Source organism: Mesorhizobium sp. M1E.F.Ca.ET.045.02.1.1 (genome assembly GCF_003952485.1).
GTDB lineage: Bacteria > Pseudomonadota > Alphaproteobacteria > Rhizobiales > Rhizobiaceae > Mesorhizobium.
The window spans coordinates 855,672-872,921 of record NZ_CP034447.1; the positions used below are offsets into that span (position 1 = coordinate 855,672).

13 protein-coding genes are annotated in these 17,250 nt (G+C 61.0%); 7 read left to right on the top strand and 6 right to left on the bottom strand.

The window, feature by feature from the left end:
• Position 1: 1 nt before the first annotated feature.
• Complete coding sequence (locus tag EJ070_RS04080; protein WP_126090162.1) at positions 2–1,579, bottom strand: HD domain-containing phosphohydrolase; 1,578 nt, start codon at positions 1,577–1,579, stop codon at positions 2–4.
• A gap of 429 nt (positions 1,580–2,008) precedes the next feature.
• Here EJ070_RS04080 and EJ070_RS04085 point away from each other — a divergent pair, with 429 nt between their 5' ends.
• From EJ070_RS04085 to EJ070_RS04105, 5 genes are all read left to right on the top strand, one after another.
• Positions 2,009–3,370: an LLM class flavin-dependent oxidoreductase gene (locus EJ070_RS04085; protein WP_126090163.1), complete on the top strand. Its 1,362-nt coding sequence runs from the start codon at positions 2,009–2,011 to the stop codon at positions 3,368–3,370.
• A gap of 23 nt (positions 3,371–3,393) precedes the next feature.
• Complete coding sequence (locus EJ070_RS04090) at positions 3,394–4,395, top strand: flavin reductase (protein WP_126090164.1); 1,002 nt, start codon at positions 3,394–3,396, stop codon at positions 4,393–4,395.
• Positions 4,395–5,999 carry a GMC family oxidoreductase N-terminal domain-containing protein gene (locus tag EJ070_RS04095; protein ID WP_126090165.1) on the top strand — a complete coding sequence of 535 codons (1,605 nt, stop codon included), beginning with the start codon at positions 4,395–4,397 and terminating at the stop codon, positions 5,997–5,999. The genes EJ070_RS04090 and EJ070_RS04095 overlap by 1 nt, the downstream gene beginning before the upstream one ends.
• 61 nt (positions 6,000–6,060) lie before the next feature.
• Positions 6,061–7,098 carry a GlxA family transcriptional regulator gene (locus EJ070_RS04100; RefSeq protein ID WP_126090166.1) on the top strand — a complete coding sequence of 346 codons (1,038 nt, stop codon included), beginning with the start codon at positions 6,061–6,063 and terminating at the stop codon, positions 7,096–7,098.
• Positions 7,099–7,257: 159 nt separating this feature from the next.
• Positions 7,258–7,782, top strand: a complete 525-nt coding sequence (locus EJ070_RS04105; protein ID WP_189350363.1) for an NAD(P)H-dependent oxidoreductase — start codon at positions 7,258–7,260, stop codon at positions 7,780–7,782.
• Between the two features lie 24 nt (positions 7,783–7,806).
• Here the strand turns inward: EJ070_RS04105 and EJ070_RS04110 are convergent, their stop codons facing one another.
• The 4 genes from EJ070_RS04110 to EJ070_RS04125 form a co-directional block, all read right to left on the bottom strand.
• Entirely contained in the window at positions 7,807–9,237 is a 1,431-nt protein-coding gene (locus EJ070_RS04110) for an aldehyde dehydrogenase family protein (RefSeq protein WP_126090168.1), read from the bottom strand.
• Positions 9,234–10,310, bottom strand: a complete 1,077-nt coding sequence (locus tag EJ070_RS04115; protein ID WP_126090169.1) for an ATP-binding cassette domain-containing protein — start codon at positions 10,308–10,310, stop codon at positions 9,234–9,236. Before EJ070_RS04115 ends, EJ070_RS04110 begins: the two co-directional genes overlap by 4 nt.
• Complete coding sequence (locus tag EJ070_RS04120) at positions 10,307–11,356, bottom strand: ABC transporter permease subunit (protein WP_126090170.1); 1,050 nt, start codon at positions 11,354–11,356, stop codon at positions 10,307–10,309. Before EJ070_RS04120 ends, EJ070_RS04115 begins: the two co-directional genes overlap by 4 nt.
• Before the next feature lie 115 nt (positions 11,357–11,471).
• Positions 11,472–12,443: an ABC transporter substrate-binding protein gene (locus EJ070_RS04125; protein ID WP_126090171.1), complete on the bottom strand. Its 972-nt coding sequence runs from the start codon at positions 12,441–12,443 to the stop codon at positions 11,472–11,474.
• A 138-nt stretch (positions 12,444–12,581) separates the two neighbouring features.
• Between EJ070_RS04125 and EJ070_RS04130 the strand changes: the two genes are divergently transcribed.
• Together EJ070_RS04130 and EJ070_RS04135 are read left to right on the top strand one after the other, a co-directional pair.
• On the top strand, positions 12,582–13,553 hold the full coding sequence (locus tag EJ070_RS04130; RefSeq protein ID WP_126090172.1) for a LysR substrate-binding domain-containing protein: 972 nt from the start codon (positions 12,582–12,584) through the stop codon (positions 13,551–13,553).
• Between the two features lie 535 nt (positions 13,554–14,088).
• The gene (locus EJ070_RS04135) at positions 14,089–15,285 is read left to right on the top strand and encodes an IS256 family transposase (RefSeq protein WP_126090173.1); all 1,197 of its coding nucleotides are present in this window, start codon (positions 14,089–14,091) and stop codon (positions 15,283–15,285) included.
• Positions 15,286–15,595: 310 nt separating this feature from the next.
• Here EJ070_RS04135 and EJ070_RS04140 read toward each other — a convergent pair whose 3' ends face one another.
• A complete protein-coding gene (locus EJ070_RS04140; RefSeq protein ID WP_126090174.1) occupies positions 15,596–17,248 on the bottom strand; it encodes an amidase in 1,653 nt (550 codons plus the stop codon).
• Positions 17,249–17,250 lie beyond the last annotated feature (2 nt).

A 17,250-nucleotide genomic window follows, 5' to 3' on the forward strand; every position in this document is an offset into this window, starting at 1 on the left:
CCTATGCCTGCGTTTCGCCCGGTCGGACCAGGCCGTGCTCGACCGCATAGAGCGCGGCGGCGGCGCGTGTGGTCACGCCGATCTTGGAATAGACGCTCTCGATATGATGGTCCGCGGTCTTGGGCGAGATATCCAGCTTCCGCGCCGCCTCCTTCGCCGTAAGGCCGGCGGCGATCAGGCGCAGCACCTCGATCTCCCGTGGCGTCATGCCGCCGAGCGCCCGGGGCGGCGCCCGGCGCGACGGCTGCCCGGCGAAGGACAACACGGCCTCGGCGGCGTCGGGGCAGATACAGCCGTCACGAACAGTTGCGCGCAACTGTGTCGCCGCAGCGTCGCTGGATAACGCCTTGCGGTGCGGCCGTTCCTCCCGCGACGTCTGGAACGCTTCGGCGGCCGCCAGGATCCTCGCCGCCGGCGACAGGTCGGAACCACTGACCTTGCGGTGATAGCCCGATCCGTCCAGGCGTTCGTGATGGCGAAGCACCAGCCCGGCCATAGCATCGCCCTGGCGACCGAACGAGGCCAGCGCCCGCTCGCCGTAATAGGCGTGCAGCTGAGCGGCGTCCCGCTCACGGACCGACAGCGGACCGTTGCGCATCCAGGTTGCCACCGGCACCACCAGTTCGCCGATGTCATGGATGCAGCCCGACCAGCGCAGCGCGCGGACGTCGGCGGCCGGCAGCCCGATCCCTGCCCCCGCTCCCTCGGCCAGTTCCGCCACCATCCGCGAATGGCCTTGCGTGAACGGCATGCGCATGTCGATCATGTCGGCGATGGCGAGGAAAGCCTCGTCACAAGCCGCTTCGTCCAGCGTCACCGGCGGATCGGGCTCCAGCGCCAAAATCGTCTCGCGGTCGACGGTCGCGCCGATGCCTTCCATCAGCGCCGTGGCGTTAGTGGAGACGAGCCGGGCCAGTTCCGCCTCGTATGGACCATCGCCCCGGCTTGCGATGGTTTCGGCCATCGCGTCGATGCCCACGGCATCGCTGAGCGCAATGGCATCCTGCGCCAAAGTGATCAGGCGCACGGCCGGCAGGACGTCCTGGCCGCTCAGCCCGCGCGGCAGGCCCTTGCCGTCCCAGCGTTCGTAGATCTGTCCAAGATTGCGCCGGATCTCGTCGGACAGGCCCAGCCGCTCGCCGATCCGCTGCGCTACCTCGCAATGCGCGGTGAGGACCGGGCGGGCCACGGTAAGCGCCTGCGACATCGCGGCCTCGATTGCCTTGGCCTGCGCGTCGGGATCGAGATCGTAGTAGAGCCGCTTAAAGGCCTGCACGAAGACCCTGCCCAGTTCCGCACGGTTGCCCATGTCGAGACCGACGAGATCCTGACGGAGCGCGATTTCGTCGCCGAAGGTGGCCGACAGAAGGTCGGTGTCGGCATTGCAGCCGACATAGCGCAGCATCGACTGGTGGTAGGCATTGCGCCGAATCTCATCGGAAAGGCCGGCAAGCTCGGCGATCCGCATCGCAAGCACGCAGGATTTCAGCGCGAAGTCGCGAGAATGGCCAGTGGCAAGGTCCGAAGCATAGGCGAGGACCATCATGAAGTCCGCCCGGCGCATCGAGACTTCCGTCATCGCACACTCCCAATCCGCACACATGCTATCCCGGCGCGCCCCTAACACCTAGGGCAAAAGTCGCAAGCCGCCTGCTGCACAAAAGCAGCGACCCGTTTGGGGCCGTAAACGGACTGTCGGCTTTGCGCTGTGGTATGCCGAAAAGCGACATTTCAGGCTGGCTGGATTGGCGTCGAAAGCGGCGCGACCTCTTGTTCCAGCGCCCACTTGACTTGGTGCAATGGTCGAGAAATCTGGCTGTAGGATTTTCCTCATATTTCTAGAACTTCTGCCCATGCCAGGCGTAAGCTCCGCTTAACAACAACGGCAGTTTTTTCGGCGTTTACAATGTCCGGCCGAAGTCGGAAGTTGCCCTCAACAAGAGCATGTCCGCCGGTCGTGCCATCGCCAGATCGCCGCCGCCACGCATGCCAACGGAGGGTTTTCCTTATGAACAAGAAGCAGATGAAGCTCGGTCTCTCCATGCGGTACATGGGATACCATGTTGGCTCGTGGCGGCATCCGGATGTACCGGCGGATGGCGCCTCTCTCTTCCAATCGTTTCTGGAAGTGGCGCAGACAGCCGAACGCGCCAAGTTCGACATGCTGTTCCTGGCGGACGGTATAGGCGTCCGGCTGGACGACAAGCCCAAGGGATCGATGTGCAGATCGCGCCACAACGTGGAACTGGAGCCGCTGACGCTCCTTTCAGCCTTGGCCCCTCTTACCCGCAACATCGGCCTGGTAGCCACGGCGTCGACGACCTACAACGAGCCCTATCATATTGCGCGCAAATACGGCTCGCTCGACCAGATCAGCGGAGGCCGCGCCGCCTGGAATGTGGTGACCTCCTGGTCGGATCAGGAGGCTTGGAACTTCTCGATGAGCAAGCAACTCGATTACGACACCCGCTATGAGCGCGCGCACGAGTTCGTCGAGGTGGTCACCGGTCTCTGGGACAGCTGGGACGAGGACGCGTTTCTTCTCGACAAGGAATCCGGGGTCTTCTACGACGAAAAGAAAATGCATGTCCTCGACCACGTAGGCAAGCATTTCTCCGTCCGCGGACCGTTGAGCGTCCGACGCTCGCCGCAGGGTCGGCCGATCCTGGTGCAGGCTGGCGTATCGGAGCCCGGTCAGCAGATCGCGGCCCAGTACTGCGACATGGTCTTCATGGCCAAGAACGACCTCAAGTCCGCTCAGGACTACTATTCTTCCGTCAAGGACAGGTTGGAGCACTTTGGTCGCAAGAGGAGCGACCTCCTCATGATGCTCGGCCTGACACCCATCGTCGGCCGCACCCGCGAGGAAGCGCAAGAGAAATACGAACAGCTCGAGGCGCTCATCGATCCGATCGTTGGCCTTTCGATGCTCTACCGATCGTTTGGCGATCTTTCGCATCTGCCACTGGACGGCCCGGTGCCAAAGCCGGACCTTGACAAGGTCGGCCTCAGGAGCAGCGCTCAGATGTACTACGACCTCGCCCAGAAGCAGGGCCTGACAATACGTCAGCTCTACAAGAAGATCGGCATGGCCCAGGAGCACAAGACCATCGTCGGAACCGCGGCCGACGTCGTCGATGAGATGGAGTCCTGGTTCGAACAGGGTGCCGCCGATGGCTTCAACATAACGCCGAGCCTTCTCCCACACGGCATCAACGACTTTGTCGAACTGGTTCTGCCGGAACTGCGCAAACGCGGCCGTTTCCGCGATGAGTATGAAGGACGAACTCTCCGCGAGAATCTCGGCCTCCCGGTTCCCGCCAGCCGCTACGAGGGCAAGCCTCCCTTGGATGAGCGTCTCGCCAGCTAAGTTTGATTGGACGAGAATCGGATATGCAAACGAACACCAGCCAAGACACGCTCTTTACTGAGGACGCCGCTCGCCAGCCGATCGAGGAGGGCGATCCAGCGAACGATAGCCGTCTCTTCCGCAGGTGTCTCGGCCTTTACGGGACAGGTATTGCGATCATCACCACGGAGATGGAAGAGCAGCGGGCCGCCGTCACCGTCAACTCCTTCGCTTCCGTGTCACTCGATCCGCCGCTGGTGCTTTGGTCCATTAGTCGCGCCTCACGCAGCTATCCGTTGTTCACGAACAGCAAGCGCTTTGCCGTAAACATCCTCGCCTCGACGCAGATGAATGTCTCCAGACATTTCTCGAGCAAGGTCGAGGACAAGTTCGCGGATGCCTCATGGTCGACTGGCGAGTTCGGCTCCCCCTTGCTTCACGGTTGTCTGGCGCACTTCGAGTGCGAAACCTACTCGCAGGTCGAAGGCGGCGACCATACGATCCTGATCGGTCTTGTGCGCCGCGCCAGTCGCTTCGAGGGGGAGCCGCTGCTTTTTGCCCAAGGCCAGTACAGCGTCGCCTACTCTCACCCGGAGGTTTCGCCATCGCCTGAGGTCGGCGGCTTGACGCCCGAGACTTCCACCGAGGGAACGATCATTCCTCAGATATTCGAAGCGCACCATCTCCTTTCGGCCGTTTTCGACGAGCACCGCCATGCCGAAGGTCTCGATATCTCGGTGGCCCGGGTGATTGCCTGCGTATACGACATGCCGGGCCTGAAGACGGACCAGGTGGCGCGGGTCACATATCTCGGTCAGCGGGACACGGAGGACGCCTTGGCCACGCTTGTTGAGCGCGGGATGCTCGTCAGCTCGGCCGACGGCCAGTTGATCCTCACCGAAGCCGGGCGGCATAGGCGCGAGGCGATCCGGACGCGTTGGCAGAATTTCCAGAAAGATCAGCTGGAGGGCATACCGGAGGCGGACATTCGCGCCACCCTCCGAACTCTCTCGAAGCTGATTTCCCAGAACCGACCGGCGAGATGATGAACTGGGACTACATTGTCATAGGTGCGGGTTCGGCGGGCTGCGTGCTCGCCAACAGGCTGAGCGCTGACCCGTCGACAAAAGTACTGCTGCTGGAGGCCGGCGGCAGCGACAAGAGGTTGAACATCATCATGCCCGCGTTGGCGTTCAAGGCGATGGCCGACGAGCGCACCAACTGGAAGTTCATGACCGAACCGGATCCGACCCGGAATAACCGCCGGGACATGATGCCCCGTGGCAAGGGACTCGGCGGCTCCAGTTCGATCAACGCGATGTTCTATGTCCGCGGAAACCGAGGCGACTACGACCATTGGGCGCAACTGGGGAACCGGGGCTGGTCCTATGACGAAATCTTGCCTTATTTCAAAAAGGTCGAGGGCAACAGGGACGGCGTGACCGATATCTACGGTAAGGACGGCCCGGTTGTCATCAGCGCTGTCCGTAAGCCTCCCAAGCTTGCCTACGTCTTCGTCGAAGCCATGAAGGAACTAGGCTATCCGCACAATCCCGCCTACAACGCCGAACCCACCGACGGCGCGGCCATCATCCATGTCACGCAGCACATGGGGACTCGTTTCAGCGCGGCCAGAGGCTACCTTGACCCGATCAAGAAGCGGCCTAACCTGAGGATCGTAACAGGCGCGGTGGTGCGCAGGATCGTGTTCAACGGACGCCGCGCGGCGGGCGTCGAGTTCGATGCCGGTGGCAAGACGCGGATTGAGCAGTGCGTCGGCGAGGTCCTCCTGTCAGCGAGCGCGGTCAATTCGCCGAAGCTCCTGATGCTCTCCGGCATCGGTCCGCAGGAGCAGCTTCGGGAGCACGGCATCGAAGTGCTGCACGACAGCCCCGGCGTGGGCCGGAACCTCCAGGAGCATGCCAGCACGCAAGTGAAGGCCTACGTCAACGTCAAGACCGCGAACCAGGAGTTCAACCTCCTGGGAAAACTGAAATACGGCGCTCAGTTCCTCCTCGACCGCTCAGGTTACGCCACCTACACCTACACGGGCGTAGGTCTCATCAGGACCAGACCAGAACTCGAATATCCCGACATCCAGTACCATTTCGGGGCCTTTTCGGCGAACTACACCCATGATGGCATTGAGATGCAGAAGGAGGCCGCGATCAATCTCCAGCCCAACGTCAACAATTCGCGAAGCCGGGGCTATCTCGAATTGCGATCGGCCGACCCATACGAACAGCCCAAGATTCAGCTGAACCTTTTGAGCGACCGCTACGACATCGAGACGTTGATGGCTGGCGGCAGGATAGCCCGCGCCGCGCTGAACTCGAGAGCGTTCGCGCCATACGTCACCGGCGAGTTCAAGCCTGGCAAGGATGTGCAAACGGACGATGAGTGGATCGCCTATATGCGCGAGAACGCGAGCGGCAGCTACCATCCGTGCGGCACATGCAAGATGGGCATCGACCCGATGGCCGTCGTGACACCGGACCTCAAGGTCATCGGCGTGGAGGGCCTGCGCGTCGTCGATTCCTCCATCATCCCGCAGATACCGAGCTGCAATCTCAATGCCATCAGCATGGCGATCGGAGAGAAAGGCGCCGATCTGATCCTTCAGAAACAAGCCGCCTACGCGACGGCATGATTTGACAGGTGATTGGGGCACGGAAGCATGACCGCCGCTCCAGTTTCGAGTGATCTGACAAATGACCAAAGAGCCCGTGTCAAAGACCTTCGTTTTCTACATCGTGCCCGAATTCACCATGCTTGCGTTTGCGTCCGCGATCGAAGCGTTGCGTTTGGCGAATGCGGTCATGGGGGAAGAAGTCTATCGATGGCGGATCGTCACCGTGGACGGTAACCCCGTGCGATCCAGCTGCGGATTGTCGGTTTCACCTGATCGCTCTGTTGCTGCAGAGCGTTCGAGCACACGAGCGGAGCGGTCGAATATGATCGTGGTCTGCACGGGCTGGCACGTCGAGCATGCGGTGGACAAATCTGTCGCGGGGTGGCTGCGCCAAAGCCGGAATTTCGGCATTCCCGTGGCGGGAATCTGTACAGGTGCGCACATCCTCGCGAATGCTGGAATGTTGGCTGGGAGGCGCTGCACCATCCACTGGGAGAACCTTCCAATCTTCAGAGAGACGTTTCCGTCTGTCATTGTCGGCAGCGGCCTCGTCGAAAGCGACGACGACATCCATACCTGCGTTGGCGGGACGGCCTCCTTCGATATGATGCTCCACTTTATTGAAAAGGACTGCGGCCGACGAGTGGCGCTGGCGATATGCGAACAGGCAATTGTCGACCGTATAAGGGAGCCGTTTGAACGGCAGCCCAGTCCGTTGAGGACATTGGGCAGCGTTAACCCGCTTGTGCTGTCGGCCGTTCAGTTCATGGAAGACAGTATCGCGGATCAGACGGGTATCACGGCGGTGGCGAGGCACATCAACCTTTCCCGTAGGCAGATGGAGCGTCTTTTCGCCAGAGAGCTCGCGACATCTCCCTCCCGCTACTTTCTCGAGCTTCGCCTGGATCGAGCACGGCTGATGCTCCTGCAATCAAACATGGCCATCATCGACGTGGCCGTAGCGTGCGGCTTTGTCTCAGGGTCCCATTTCGCCAAGTGCTACAAGGCATTCCATGGCGTCTCCCCGCAGCGGATGCGAACGCAGCGCCCACGAAGTGCCTACGTTCCTTCTCTCGGACGGGCTGGATCGCGCGCATCTTTGGGACGCATGGTATGACTGAACGCGCTCGACCGGTCCATTGCCGCGGAGCGCACTGGTCTACCTGGCGGCAATAGATCCGCGATGGTCGTTTTCTGCTCGGCTAACGTCGATCGCGTCGTCAACCGCGGCCGGGCTGTGACGGACGCGAAACACAGCGGAAAGGAGGCTGGCTCAATGGGAACCATAGTCGGAATCAGCGGTAATTTCAGCCGCCCTTCGAAGACCCGGAGAATGGTGGAGACGATTGTCGACGCAGCGGCGAGAGAATTGAATTGGGGCTCCCAGGTCTTCGACCTGGTGGATGCCGGACCGTCCCTTGGCGCCACTTTTGGAAGGAAGAACGCGCCGCCTGAAATCGACAGAATTTGGATGGCGATCGAAACATGTGATGCACTCGTGGTCGGGTCACCGGTGTACAAGGCATCCTACACAGGCCTGCTGAAGCATCTGTTCGATGTGCTGGACATGAACGCTCTTCGCGAGCGTCCGGTTCTGGTCGCCGCGACCGCCAAGGCACCGAGCCACGAATTGATGATCGACCACCAGTTTCGACCCTTGTTTGCTTTTTTTCGAGCGGTCGTCGTACCCGGGTCTGTCTATGCGCTGGACCACGATTTCGGGCCGGAGAACGAACCGACCGAGGGACTGCGTCAGCGGATCGCGGCGGCCGTGGGAACGCTTGTCGCCGCGGTGCGCTGAGCTCGAATGCTGGAACGGCTTGGCTCAGCCTTCATGAAGTCCGCCAATCGCTTTGACCTCGAGGAATGCCTCGAAACCGAATTCCCCGCATTCGCGACCGTTGCCCGACTGCTTGAAGCCTCCGAACGGCGCGGACGCATCCCAGGCCGGGTGGTTGATCATCACCTGTCCGGCGCGAAGTTTCGAGGCGACGCGTTTGGCCGCGCCGAGATCCTTCGATTGCAGATAAGCGGCGAGGCCATAGGGAGTGTCGTTGGTGATCTCGATCGCCTCATCGACGCTGTCATAGGGGATGAGGCTGACAACCGGGCCGAACATCTCCTCTCGAGCCACGGTCATCTCCTCCGTCACATGGCCGAACACCGTCGGCCTCACGAAATATCCTCGGTTCAGCGACGACGGCCTGCCGGACCCGCCGGTCACGAGGGTTGCGCCTTCCCGATCCGCGGATTCGATCAGAGAATTGACGCGCTCGAACTGTCGTTCGTTCATCACCGGGCCGAGCATGGTAGCCTCGTCGTTCACGTCGCCGATAATCACGGATTCGGCCGCCCGCTTCGCGATCCCGATTGCCTCGTCGTGCAGTTGCCGAGGCACGAGCATGCGCGTCGGCGCGGTGCATGACTGGCCCGCGTTGCGGTAAGCGCCGAGAACTCCCTTGGTCACGGCCGGCTCCAGATCGACATCCGGCATCAGGATGTTGGCGGAGTTTCCGCCGAGTTCCTGATGGACACGCTTGACGGTGTCGGCGGCGTTCCTTGCGACTTGAACGCCTGCACGGGTGGATCCCGTGAATGACACCATGTCGACATCCGGATGGCTCGACATCGCTTCGCCGACCGTGGGCCCGTCACCGTTGATCAGGTTGAAGACGCCGGGCGGCACGCCGGCATCGTGGAGCACTTCGGCAAACAGCATCGGGCTGATCGGCGCGTATTCGCTCGGCTTCAGCACGATCGTGCAGCCGGTCGCCAGCGCCGGCATTACTTTCGTGACGATCTGGAGAACCGGGAAGTTCCATGGTGTGATGAGAGCGCAGACGCCGACCGGTTCGAACGCCAACAGCGTCCGGCCGGCCAGCCGCTCGAATTCGTAGTGCTCGAGAATGCGGATGGTATCGGCTATGTGCGCCCTCGACCCGGCGATCTGGGCCTGCCGCGCGAATGTGATCGGCGCGCCCATCTCGAGTGTCGTCAGTTGCGCAAACTCCTCGGCGCGCTCATCGAACAGCGCAAGCACGCGCCGAAGCATCTCCAGGCGTTCCTCGCGCGAAGAGTGACCATAGGTGCCGAAGGCTTTCCGGGCAGCTACGACTGCCGCGTTGACGTCCTCCGTTGTGCCCATCGCGATGCTTCCGGCGGGTTCTTCCGTCGCCGGGTTGATGACGACCCTCTGCGGCCTGTCTCTTGCAGGAACGAAGCGGCCGTCGACGTAGAAATGGTCGAGATACTTCAAGATCTCTGTGCCTCTTTGATTGCTCCTGCGGCCGCCGGCGGAAGGGCATGCCGGGGGACCAATGCCGTGAAGACGTCCTGCATTTTTATCAACCCGGCCGGAATGCCGTCCCTGACGACGGCGAAGGTCTTGCTGAGATCGCCTTGCGAACGCGCCATCACCGTTTCGAGATTGTCGTCCACATCGACCTGCCCCGATGTGCCGGACTTGACGATGATACCCGGCACCATCACAGATTCCGCACGGAGCACGCGTGCCCGATTTATGTCGTTCACGAACTTCTCGATGTAAGCGTCGGCTGGATTGAGGATGATGCTCTGCGGCTCACCTTGCTGGACCACCACGCCGTCTTTCAGGATCACCAGGTAATCGGCGATCTTGAGCGCTTCATCCAGGTCGTGGGTGATGAAGACGATCGTCTTGGAAAGCTCTTCCTGAAGTTCGAGCAAAAGGTTCTGCATGTCCGTTCGCATGAGAGGATCAAGCGCTGAAAACGCCTCGTCCATAAGCATGACATCGGAATTGGAAGCCAGCGCTCTCGCGATTCCCACGCGCTGCTGCATGCCACCGGAGAGCTGGTGCGGATAGTGGTTCTCGAACCCCTTGAGGCCGAGCCGCTCCAGCCATTTGATCGCGTTGTGATGGGCATCCAACGCGCTGTCGCCTCTGACGCGTTGCGCCATCTCGACGTTCTGGAGAACCCGCATATGCGGCATCAGAGCGAAGTTCTGGAACACCATCGACATCCGAAACCTGCGCAGCTCCCGGAGCGCTGCCCCAGCGAGGCCCGCCACATTGATGCCGTCGAGGAGGATTTCGCCGGCGGTAGGCTTGATGAGGCCGTTCAGATGGCGGATCAACGTAGACTTTCCCGAACCCGAAAGACCCATGATCACGGTGATGTCGCCGCGGCGTATGTCAACGTTTATGTCCTGAAGCCCAATGACATGGTTGTGTTTCTCCAGAAGCTCGGCCTTGCTCATACCGCCCTGGACCTTGGACACCATGGACTGCGGATCGGTACCAAAGATCTTGTACAGGTTCCGGATGGAAATCTTCGGTTGCTCGGTCAACGGCTTTCTCCCCGGGGCTGGAGCGTTCCATTGACGCGTGCCATCGAGGCCTTGCTCACCCTGTCGAAATTGATGGCCAAGAGCACGATGCCGAGGCCCGCGACCAGTCCGACGCCTAGTTCGAGGTTGTTGATGCCGCGCAGGACGAGGACGCCCAGCCCCGGAGCCGACACCAGAGATGCGATCACGACCATCGAAAGCGCCATCATGATTGTTTGATTGACGCCCGCCATTATGCTCGGAAGCGCCAGCGGCATCTCCACCTTCGCCAGCTTCTGCCAGCGGTCCATGCCAAAGGCATCTGCGGCTTCGCCGACATTGCCGTCAACCATACGGATGCCGAGGTTCGTGAGCCGAATTACCGGAACGACGGCATAAAGAATGATGGCAATCCCGTAGAGCTTCGACTCGGTGACCGAGAAGAGGAAGATCAGTGGAATGAGGTAAACGAAGGACGGAAGCGTCTGCAGCATATCGAGGACAGGCAGCGAAAGCCGCTCAAACCGGTTGCTCTTCGCCATCAGTATGCCGATTGGTATGCCAATCAGGATGCAGATGAACGTGCAGGTGAAGACGATTGCCATCGTCTGCAGCGCGTAATGAAGGTGGTCGATGAAGCCAAAGAGCAACAAAGTCGTGGCGACCAGGACCAGGATGGACCATGACCGGGATACGAAATAAACAAGCAGCAGAAGCGCGATCACCAGCGCCCACCACGGGACGACTTCGACCACCCTGAGTGAGAAATCCAGAAGCCATGACAGTGGCTGCGTCAGCGGATCGAGCACCGTCTTCAACGCCACCCGCACCTGGAGGAAGCTGCTCTCGATGCCGGCAGTGAGGTCCCTGGTGCGCGGCACGGCGCGACAGGCGTCATGCAGTGCGTCGAGCGAAGGGAACGGAGCGTCCGCCGGAGCCTGCCCGCCCGCATTGGCTTCTTTGCTCTTCTTGAGCAATTCGGCCATGCTCATCGGACCTGTGGTGTCCGAGGCATCGCACCACCCACGAAGTCCGAGCTGATTGAAAAGTCCGTCGTAAAAAGCCATGGGGCGCCTTCAGTCTGGTGTCGGATTGGCGCGCAGCGCGATGCCATCTCGAAACCCAGGATCCACAACAACGGCGATGGGTTCGCAGACAGTATCTGCCCGCGAACCCGGAACGTTACTTCACGATGGCGGTAACCTTCGCCTTGGCGTCCTCGGACAGCCAATTCGGCCAAACGTCCTTGTATTTTGTCAGAAAATACACGGCTGTCTCGTCGGCGGTTGCTTTCTTGTCTTCCTGCCAGGCAAGAAGCTCGTTCATGATCTGGTTGGTGAAGCTCACCTTGCTCATGAGCGCGACCAGTTCAGGGTTCTTGTCATAGAAAGGCTTCGACATCGTGGTCAAAACCGTGGCCTTCGGCCAACCGGTCTTGCCTGGGGTCGGGCAATTGGCCGTGGCGTTGCACTTCGCCTTGTCCTTGTCGACGGGCCCCATGTCGACCTCTACCATCTTGTACTTTCCGAGGACCCCCGTGGGAGCCCAATAGTAGCCGAACCAAGGCTCCTTCGCGGTGTAGGCCGCGGCGATCGAAGCAGCAAGCGTCTCGCCTGAACCATGGTTGAAAACCTCGATCCCATGCTTCTCAAGTTCGAAGGCTTTGATCAGGTTGTCATTCGAGGTGCGGCAACCCCAACCGACCGGGCAATTGTTGAACCGGGCGCCCACGAGCTTCGGGTTGGCCAGGATGCCGTCGAGCGTCTTTAACTCGGGATGGGCTTCGGCGAGATAATCGGGTATCAGCCACGCATCGACGCCACCGTCGGAGAGAACGTCGCCCACCTTGACGATTTTGCCCTCCTTCTCGAGCTTGTAATAGATATCCGCGACGCCGGGCCAGACTTCGGTCAGGATGTCGGGCTGTCCCGTTTCGGCGAGCGAAGTGAGCGCCGGAACCGTGGAGGTCGGCACCTTCTTCACCGTGCAGCCGTAGCCCTGCTCCATCAGGAAGCTCGAAACGGCGGTCACCACGGCGGCCGAGGCCCAGTTCATTTCGGTGATCGTCACCGTGCCACACGCGGCGCTGGCGGGCGATGCGCCTGCCAGAAAGCTCGCGCCGATCATGCCGACTGCTGCAAGAAGAGATTTCATTTCATTCCCCTTTGGCGAAGTTATGCCTGACCATTCGCGGCGAGCGGCATTGCTGCTGCCTCCCCGCGGCGCGCGATCAGGTCTTTTTTCGGCTTATTAAGCAGGAGGCAGATTACGTCCCGGCGGACAGTTGGCAAGTTGCTTAATTCCTACGCAATGGGTAAGCTGGGCTTTATGCAAAAACTTCGCCACAAGCTGCCGCCGCCCAATCTTCTAATCACCTTCGAGGCCGCCGGACGTCAGCTTAGCTTTACCAAAGCGGCGTCGGAGCTGAACGTTTCGCGTGTCGCGGTCAGCCAGCAGATTCATGCCCTGGAGAGATTTCTCGGTGTGCCGCTGTTCGAACGGCTGCAACGTTCGGTTCGGTTGACAAGGACAGGAGAGAGGTATCACCGCGCCATCTCCGAGGTCCTTGAACGAGCGCTGCGCGCGACGCTCGAAATCAGCCGGCGCTCCGACACCAACGTCGTCAATGTTGGCGCCACGCCGGGTTTCATGACCTATTGGCTATCACCGAGACTCGGTGAGTTCAGGGCGATCCACCCCGACATCGAACTGAGGTTTATCGTCTCAGACAGCAACTTGCAGTTCGAGGACAACATGGACCTCGCGATCCGATACGGCTCCCCACCGTTTGATGACGCCGAGACGACATTCCTTGTTCGGCAAGAGATAAGTCCTACCTGCGCCAATACATTTCTTCCCGCGGGCACGATGCTCGAGCCGTCCGAACTCCTGACCTATCCCCTCATTCACCTGGAAGGTCCATATGACGAACATACCAGGTGGTCGACTTGGCTACGTGTTCACGGACTCGATTTGGCAAGAGCGAAGGCCGGAATAACCGTGAATTCCTATACGAACCTGGTTCAGGCCGCGCTCGAAGGTCAGGGATTTGCCTTGATCGGCCCGCCGCTGGTTCAGAGATTCCTCTCGAACGGGACGCTCATTCAACCCGTCAATGCCAGGCCCGTGATCCGTCATGCTTTTCACCTCTTGCTTCCCCGGCTATCAATCCCGTCCGCTGCCGCCCAGGCCTTCGCGGATTGGATCAAAGGTTCCTTCCCAGCGAGGAAGGCAGGCATTGAGGGGACGATTGAATTGGAGTGAGCCCAAGGGCCCGTCGCAGACTGAATTGCTGAAATTTGTATCGGCAGATCTAGAAACGACAATCAAAGTGGACGGCGTATCGCAGGAGGACGCGCTCGGCCGCCGGTCGCCGCGATCCCCTTCCACTTCGTCTGGTGGGCCTCAGGAGCCCGCCATAAGTCAACAAAATCAAAGCAATGCGCGGAGTTCGCCACCCTGGATCTGGCTAACGGAAGCAAGAAATATGCACTAAGTCATTGATAAATAACGGTCATGGTGGGCCCGGAGGATGTATAAAAATCTTTGATTTTATTGAGTTTCTCGCGGACGAAAATCAGAAATCCTCCCGTATCGTCCCGTATGGTCCCGTGACGCAATACAGTCGACTTTAGCTAACCCCGTCCTTTGCAAACATACGCGGCCTTTGAAGCCATAATCTAAAATGACCGCAATGGGCCGGGTAGTGTGCTGAGAGTTCTGCAAATTCGCTGCGAGAGGGCGGTCATGGCAGGCTGGTGATTGTTCACGTCACCGATTCCCGCGAAGGAACGCCACCATGACCAAGACTGAAGATAAATCCGCCATAGCCGCCGTCAAAGACATTCTGCTTTCGAACCCGGATGGATTGCACGAGGTGATCCGTGCGGTGATGCAGGAGGTGCTCGAGGCCGAGATGGACGAGGCGCTGGGTGCTTCGAAGAGTGAGCGCACGCCGGAGCGTCTTGGCTATCGCTCTGGCTATTACGGCCGCACCCTTGTCACCCGTGTCGGCAAGCTTGAGCTGCGGGTTCCGCAGGACCGGGCGGGCCGCTTCTCCACCGAATTGTTCGAGCGCTACCAGCGTTCCGAGCGCGCCTTGGTGGCCACCCTTGCGGAGATGTACGTGCAGGGCGTGTCGACCCGCAAGGTGAAGGCGATCACCGAGGAGCTGTGCGGTCATGCCTTCTCCGCCTCGTCGATCTCGGCCATCAACAAGCGGCTGGACGAGAGCCTGAAGGCCTTTGCCGAGCGGCCGCTTCAAGAGCCCTTTGCCTATCTCATCCTCGACGCTCGCTACGAGAAGGTGCGTGAAGCCGGCATCGTCACGAGCCAGGCGGTGCTGATTGCGGTCGGCATCGACTGGGACGGGCGGCGCCAGATCCTGGCTGTGGAGATGGCCAATCGCGAGAGCCGTTCGGCCTGGAAAGACTTTCTCGTCTCGCTGAAGGCGCGCGGCCTCAAGGGCGTCGAGCTGGTCGTGTCCGACGACCATGCCGGTCTCGTCGCGGCAATCGGCGAGGTGATCCCCGAAGCCGCCTGGCAGCGCTGCTACGTGCACTTCCTCAGGAACGCGCTCGATCACCTGCCGAGGAAGCACGGCGACGATTGCCTGCAGGAGCTGCGCTGGCTCTACGACCGGCGCGATCTCGCCGAGGCCAAAGCCGATCTCGCCGCATGGCTGTCCAAATGGTCGGGCCGCTATCCAAGGCTGACGACGTGGGTGGAGGAGACCATCGAGCGCACGCTGACCTTCTTTTGCCTGCCACGCCAGCACCACAAGCATCTCAAGTCCACCAACATGCTCGAACGCCTCAATGAGGAAATCCGCCGGCGCACCTATATCGTATGCATCTTCCCCAACGCCGAAAGCTGCCTGCGCCTCGTCAGGGCGCTGGCCGTCGAGACCAACGAGAACTGGATGGAGGCCAACCGCTACATCAACATGGACGACCTGCGCGAGCACAAGAAGCTCGCTCTACGCCAAGCCGCATGACCAGCAACAGGGCCGCCCCTTTTTGCAGAACTTGACGCACACAACCGGGCCGAGAGCGGACAGGCGGCTTCGGGGCTCGGATATTCAGAATCGGACCTTCCGGCCTGCGCGGGATTACCTAGGCGGGCGTTCAAGGTGGTGAGAAACTGACTAGCCGATCGGGCGCTTGCGGCACGCCAGCATCATTTCTGCCTGGCCCATGTCATCTGCGGCGCTCAATATTCCAGGAACGCTTGTCTCGTTCCAAGTCGTCGGTTCGAATTTCAGCATCGGATCGAGCAAGGAGCCGGACGGCCACGGGCGCGCAGATTTACAATTGTGGCAGCTCTGCTGCCACACCAAGTGCAGCTTCAAGCGCGAGACCCAAAGCCAGCAATTTGCCTTCATCGAAAAGCCGGCCCCAGAGCGAAATGCCCTGCGGCACCCGGGATTTCAGCCCCGTCTCAGCCTCCGATTTGACCGCCGTAACCGAGGCCGGCGGGCGTGTGGCAAGCTCCAGGAACCCGGCGCGCATGTGTAGGCACGGGTGGCCGGTGAAATTGCTGGCCAGCGGCATCGGTCCGGTATCGAGCGGCCCGATCAGGGCATCAACTTCGGCAAAAAGCCCGTCGAGCGCGAGCATGACCTGGTAGCGCAGCCGGTCGAGCTGGACATGATCGACGGCCGAAAGGAACCACGCCTTGCGGAATGTATTGGGCCAGGCTTCGTCGCCCTGCCAGCGCAGAAGGTCATCCTGATCGCTCAACGTCAGCGCCTGAAAGGTGGCCGCTGCCTCGGCAAGCATTAGGTTCTTCAAGGAGCCATAGGGAAGTTCGGGCAACGAGACTTCGACCACCTCGTTTCCGAGACGCCGTGCCGCCGCCAGTGCGGCATGATCAACCGCTGTCGCCTCCGCGCCAAAGGCTTTGGGCAGATAGCCCAGCCGCAGGCCCGAGATACCCGCCGTCGCGTCAAAGCGGAAAGGTGCTGCGATCGAGCTGGTGTCCTCCGGATCAGCACCATTCAGGACTGACAGGACAATTGCACAATCTTCGACGCCCCGGCAGATCGGCCCGACCTTGTCGAGCGAGGGGCAAAGCACCATTACCCCCGCCCGAGATACCCGCCCGAAGGTCGGCCGCAGCCCGGTCGCCCCGCAGCGATCGCTCGGTGCAACAATCGAGCCCAGGGTCTCGGTGCCAATGGAAAAACCACAGAGGCCTGTCGCGACAGCCGAGGCCGATCCGGCGCTCGATCCGCGCGCGCCCTCGCCAAGATTCCACGGATTGCGAACAATGCCCCCATACCAGGTGTCGCCATCAGCCAGTGCACCGACCGCGGTCTTACCGAGCAAGACTGCCCCAGCCGCGCGTAAGACGCGCACCACGAAGGCATCGCTGTCGGGAGCACGGTCGCGGTACGGCTCTGCACCCCAGCCGGTGACAATGCCTTTCGTGTCGAAAAGGTCCTTCAGCGCGTAAGGGATGCCGTGCAACGGGCCAAGGTGGACCCCGGCGCGGGTCAGAGCATCGGCTGCCTCCGCTTGGGCCAGCGCGAGTTCGCGAGTGACCGTGACGAAGCATTCGAGCCGGGGGGCAAGGGCCGAAATCCGGTCAAGGTAGATTTCGGTCAACGCACGGCTGGTGAGCGCGCCCTTGGCCATCCAGCCCGCCAGATGCGTGAGCGGCGCGAAAGCGATATCCTCGGCATTGGCGGGTAGCGCGGGCAGGTCCGAGGACAAGCTCAGGGCGTCCGGTCCCGGGGGCATACGAAACCCCGGCGGTCTGGGGTCGAAGCGGCTGGCCGTCGGGGCATCATTTGGCAAGACCATGGCGCGGCAGTCCTGCGCCGCGTCGATCTGGCCGCCGAGGTTATCTGCCATCTGCGCCCGTTCCGCGGCCGTATAGCTAAGCCCCAGCAGTTTTTCCGCCGCCGCGATCGTCTCTTCGGCGACTCTCGCTTTGGTCAGGGACTTCTCCACCATTT